This is a genomic window from bacterium (assembly GCA_018814885.1).
In the GTDB taxonomy this organism is placed as follows: Bacteria; Krumholzibacteriota; Krumholzibacteriia; order LZORAL124-64-63; family LZORAL124-64-63; genus JAHIYU01.
The window spans coordinates 1-4,855 of the sequence record JAHIYU010000030.1 but is presented as its reverse complement, the minus strand read 5'-3'; the positions used below and the strand labels follow the sequence as shown (position 1 = coordinate 4,855).

Sequence of the window (4,855 nt, the reverse complement as noted above, 5' to 3'; positions counted from 1 at the left end):
CGCGAGGCGAGCTTGAGCGCCCCGGTGAGGAAGGCCATGCCGAGCCAGGCAGAGTAGAGGGGCCGGCGCCAGAGGTCGATGAAGTCCTGCTGGATCGAGCGCCAGTCGTCGCGCTCCACGAGGGCGAAGCTCCGCATCGTGGAGTAGCTCACTCCCTCGGCGTCGTTCGCGAGGACGTTGTAGAAGACGCTGAACCCGGAGGCGATCTTCCGAAGCATCTGCTTGATGAACGCCGGGAACTGCGCCGTCGGGTGCTCCGGCTCCCAGGCCTTGAACTCGTAGCCGTCCGGGACGATCTCGAAGGTCCCCGGGTTGGCCTCCATGGTGGCGGGCTTGCGCTCGCTCGCCAGGTCGCCGGCCACCGAGTCGATCCTCTTCTCGAACAAGCCCATCTTCGACGCGCCGATCCGCGCGGCCACGGCCTCGCTCTCCTCGTAGGCGTTCAGCATGTGGGCTGGGACCATCACCGAGTGGACCCACGTGACTCCGCGGGTCTGGTTCACGCGCTCGGGGTCGTACAGATGGAGCATCTCGCCCGCGGGGATGAAGTAGCGCTCCCGCAGAAGATCGACGCTGAAGGCCGGGGTATTCCATACCCAGTAGCCGACCGGGCGCGAGAGAGCGTCGACCTCGACCCCCATCCGGATCTCGTTCTCGCTGCCGCGGCGGGACCAGCTAAAGGTCTCGTCGATCAGGTCGGCGTCGATCGCCTGCAGGGCCAGACCGTAGGTGTTGCCCTCATGCCCGCGCCAGAGCCGGACGAAGGCTTCACCGTCGCAGGCCACCGTCTTGAGGATCAGCTTCTCGAAGCGGCGCAGCGTCAGGCGCCCATCGACGGTAACAGGCGAGCTTGCCCAGTCGTTCCAGGCAGCCTCGATGGCGGCGTTGGTCTTCACGTCGGCCTCGGCGCCGATCTTCACCTGGGCCTGGAGCTTGATCCCCATCGGACCGATAACGTTGTTCACCAGGAGCCGGAAGTAGCGTTTGACGTAGCTGTTGTTGCGCCCGAGCTCACGCGCCCGGGCGCGCAGGAGCCGCAGATCGCCGCGGATCTCCTCGTCGGCCGAACGGGCCTGCGTGATCCAATCGAGCAGGAGCCGATGCACGCCGGCGCCGTCGTAGACGCTCCTGGCCCCCGCGATCTCTACCCAGGCCAGCCGAATCGCCCTTCCGAGGCGCTGATGAAACGACCGCCGCTTCATCGCTCGAACCCCGGACCGGTGAACGAGACCAGAACCGGCCGCGTGATGAAATCAGGGTTTCTGAGGCGCGCCAGGCGGGATTCGAGGGTGGTCAACAGGCCGACTGCTTCCTTGATCGGCATCTTCGCAACGACGCGACCGGCGATCTGGTACGACTCCATCCCTGCAGCCAGCCGCCCCTCGATGTGGGCCTTGAGCACCGCGACTGAGCGCTCGATCCACTGCTGCTCGCTGCCCTCGGTCGCCTCGGCCAGGTTCGCCACCACGGTTACGATGCCCGAGGCGACCTCGTAGACCTCGCCGGCGATGTTCGAGACGCGCTCTGTCCACTGGTAGAGCCCGGCGGCGAAAGAGGACTCGGTATCGGTCGCGGCGATCGTCACGACGAAATCGTCCCCGTCCGCGGCGGCGGTCGCAGAACGCACGCTGGCGCCAGCCAGATGCAGCTTGAGCGTCCAGCCAGCCGTGGCCGGGAAATCGCTCAACCGCTTGCGGTACCTGACGGTCGTCCCTGCCGAGAACGACTCGGGAAGTGCGGAATACTCGTGTGCCATGCCGCCACGCTGCCACTCCGTGATGCGGCCCACCAATCTAAATGACATTTAGATTGGTGGGGGCTTCTCAGATCCACCACTACTGTTGCCATGAACACGCACGTGGCAGCACCCGTAAAAACGCGCACCGTCAAGGTGCCGCGGATCCAGTACCGGAACTTCGACGTCGAGGTCGAGGCGCGCACCGATGGCGCCGAGGGAGACGTTCGGCTCTACCCCGTCACCTTCTCGAGCGAAGCGCCGGTGCGCCGGTTCTCCTGGGATACCTGGGAGGACTACGATGAGATCCTCTCCCACGAGTCCAGCGACGTGGACCTGTCCCGGGCCGCCAGCGGCCTGCCCCTGATCAAATCCCACCAGCGGCTTCTGCACTTCGGCTCGGTCAACGACATCGCGCTCGATCCGCAGAGCAAACGCCTGCGCGGCCTGGCGAGCTTCTCCTCGATCCCCCTGGGGCAGGAGCAGGAAACGATGCTCCGCGAGGGGCACATCAAGACCGTGTCGGTCGGTTACCAGGTCCTGTCGATGCAGATGGTCGCCAAGGACAAGAAGACCGGCGTTGCCACCTACCGCTGCCGTTGGATGCCCTACGAAGTCTCCACCGAACCCATCCCCGCTGACCACAAGGTCGGTTTCGGCCGCACGCGCGCCGCAGCCGACGTCGATCTGGTCGAGTTCACGATCGAAGAGCCCGCCACCGAAGGAGAACGAACCATGAGTGTCGAAGCAGGAACCCCGCCCACCGCGGCTGTCACGCCCGCGCCGGGCACCGAGGCCCCGGTCGGGTCGGCGGCGGCTGCGCCGGCACCCAAGGTGGTCGAAACCCGCGATCGCGGTGCTGAGGCGGCCGAGATCATGGACATGGCCCAGGTTCACGGGGTCACCGAAAAGGCGGCTGGATGGATCCGGCAAGGCCTGAGCCCCGATCAGGTCTCGCGCGAGATCCTCAAGGCGGTCCGCACCCACGGCCCAGGTCAGCCCTCGGCCGAATCCCTGGCTGCGATGCCGGCCCGGGACAAAAAGCGCTACTCCATCCACCGCGCGATCCGCATGCAGGCCGAGCTGATGGACGGCAAGCGCGCCCGGTACGACGGGCTCGAGGCCGAGGTCCACGAGGAACTCACCAAGCACCGCACCGGTGCGGATCACGGCGGCGTGCTCGTCCCCTGGCGTCTGCACGACGACGACCAGCAGCGTGTGCTGGGCACGGCCCAGCCGACCGGCGGGGCCACGCTCGTTGGCCAGCAGGTCATGCCCGACATGATCGACCTGCTGCGCAACCGCGCGCTGGTGCTGGTCGCTGGCGCCAAGCTCTATCCGGGCCTACAGGGGGTGGTCTACTTCAACAAGAAGACCGGCGCCCCGATCGTCACCTGGATGGAAGAGAACCCGCCCAGTGACGCCCCGCAGTCCGAGCCCGCGTACGGCTACGTGTCGCTCTCGCCCAAGACGCTGATCGGTCAGGTCCAGATCCCGCGGCAGCTGCTGGTGATGTCCTCCATCGATGTCGAAGCCGACATCAGGAGCGACCTCGCCACTGGCCACGGTCTGGCCATTGACCTCGGCGCTCTGCACGGCAAGGGCACGGACAAGCAGCCGGTGGGCATCTACGGGGCAGCCGACGTGCAGTCCCATCCCGTGGGCGGCGTCCCCGACCTTGAGGACATCACCACGATGCCCGCCCTGGTCGCGGACAAGAACGCCGACCTCGGGGCCCTGTCCTGGATGACCACGCCGCTGATGGCCGGGGTGCTCAAGCGCACTCCCCTGGTCAGCGGCTACCCGGTCTTCCTGTGGGCCGGCACCTACCGCGAGGGTGAGCTCGGCGGCTACCCCGCCCGCACCACGAACCAGATCTCCAAGACGCTGGGGGCAGGTAGCAACGAGCACGGCCTGATCTTCGGCAACTGGAACGATCTGCTCGTGGGCATGTGGGGCAACGACCTGGAGATCGTGGTCGACGTGGTCACCAAGGCCGCCCGCGGCCAGATCCTGATCACCAGCTATTCGATGGGCGATACCGCGGTCCGCCGCGGCGAGTCGTTCGTCAAGGGAACCGGCGCGACGCTGTCGTAGCCTGGCACAGAGGGATGGATCGCATGACGGAGCAGGGCAAGCTCACGATCGAGGTCACAACAGGACACTGCCTGGGTGGCGAAGGCAACGACGTCTTCCCGGGTCAGGTCCTGGTGGCTCCGAAGGATCTGTCGATTGCCGACGCCCGCAAGAAGGTCCGGATGGGCTATGCCCGCGTCATCCCTTCTGCGCCCGAGGTGGGTCCGGAGGCCATCAAGGCCTCCGGGCCCGCTGCCGTTAGCCACCAGGACCCGGCCCCTGAAAGCCGAGACCCCGACACAGTGACGCCCCAAGAGCGCAAAAGCCGGCCACGCGCCGGCGGGAGGTAACCCGATGACCCACCTGTTGAACGCCCTGGCCCAGGCCGTGAGCGGTGAACTCGCCCCGGCCGCCCGGCGCACCACCACCCTGACCGGCACTGGCATCGACCTGCTCGACTTCGAGGGTGTGGCCCTGGTCCTGCTGAACACCTCGGCCGGTACCGGAACCACGCCGACCCTCGACGTGAAGCTCCAGCACTCGGACGACGACTCGACCTACGCCGATGTGACCAGCGGGGCCTTCTCCCAGATCACCAGCGTCGCCGAGACGGCCGGCGTCAAGGTCATGAAGCTGAACGCGTCCGACCTGAAGCGGTATCTGCGGGTGATCGGGACGATCGCCGGCACCACCCCGTCGTTCGACTTCGGCGTGGAGTTCGTGGGCATCAAGAAGGTGAGCTGACCGATGTTCCTCGGCGAATCCGACATCACCGCGATCCTGGTTGATCTGGCTGAAGCCGGTGGCGGCGTCGAGGTCACCCTTGGCGCAACCACGGTGACTGGACTGCTCGACCGGGAGGCTGTCGAGATCCTCGGCGGTGAGATGCCGGCCGTCGTAGCGGCAGATGAGACCGTGCACGTCCAGAGCGGCGCACTGCCCGGCCTTGTGTCGGGTGCGGCCATCACCGTAGGCGGAGCCGCCTACACCGTCCTAAAGGTCCTGCCCTACGGGGACGGGGCCATGACCCGCGTCGCGTTGAGG

Annotated in this window: 6 protein-coding genes; 4 read left to right on the top strand and 2 right to left on the bottom strand. The window is 66.9% G+C overall.

The genetic code is table 11. The annotated features are described in order from the left end of the window. A partial coding sequence (locus KJ554_01845) for a phage portal protein (GenBank protein MBU0741076.1) occupies positions 1–1,202 on the bottom strand: 1,202 nt, incomplete at its 3' end. Continuing rightward, positions 1,199–1,804 carry a hypothetical protein gene (locus KJ554_01840; protein MBU0741075.1) on the bottom strand — a complete coding sequence of 202 codons (606 nt, stop codon included), beginning with the start codon at positions 1,802–1,804 and terminating at the stop codon, positions 1,199–1,201. The genes KJ554_01845 and KJ554_01840, both read right to left, overlap by 4 nt. 42 nt (positions 1,805–1,846) lie before the next feature. On the opposite strand from KJ554_01840, the gene KJ554_01835 reads away from it, so the two are divergent. The 4 genes from KJ554_01835 to KJ554_01820 all read left to right on the top strand — a co-directional run. Next, the gene (locus tag KJ554_01835) at positions 1,847–3,832 is read left to right on the top strand and encodes a phage major capsid protein (GenBank protein ID MBU0741074.1); all 1,986 of its coding nucleotides are present in this window, start codon (positions 1,847–1,849) and stop codon (positions 3,830–3,832) included. Between the two features lie 23 nt (positions 3,833–3,855). Further along, positions 3,856–4,161: a hypothetical protein gene (locus KJ554_01830; GenBank protein MBU0741073.1), complete on the top strand. Its 306-nt coding sequence runs from the start codon at positions 3,856–3,858 to the stop codon at positions 4,159–4,161. A gap of 4 nt (positions 4,162–4,165) precedes the next feature. After that, positions 4,166–4,555, top strand: a complete 390-nt coding sequence (locus KJ554_01825; protein MBU0741072.1) for a hypothetical protein — start codon at positions 4,166–4,168, stop codon at positions 4,553–4,555. A 3-nt stretch (positions 4,556–4,558) separates the two neighbouring features. Then, positions 4,559–4,855: hypothetical protein (locus tag KJ554_01820; protein MBU0741071.1), on the top strand; the 297-nt coding region annotated here is incomplete at its 3' end.

Excerpts from the sequence above, each read along its gene's own strand:
- KJ554_01830 (MBU0741073.1), top strand. The coding sequence starts at position 3,856 with ATGACGGAGCAGGGCAAGCTCACGATCGAGGTCACAACAGGACACTGC.
- KJ554_01825 (MBU0741072.1), top strand. The coding sequence starts at position 4,166 with ATGACCCACCTGTTGAACGCCCTGGCCCAGGCCGTGAGCGGTGAACTC.
- KJ554_01840 (MBU0741075.1), bottom strand. The coding sequence starts at position 1,804 with ATGTCATTTAGATTGGTGGGCCGCATCACGGAGTGGCAGCGTGGCGGC.
- KJ554_01835 (MBU0741074.1), top strand. The coding sequence starts at position 1,847 with ATGAACACGCACGTGGCAGCACCCGTAAAAACGCGCACCGTCAAGGTG.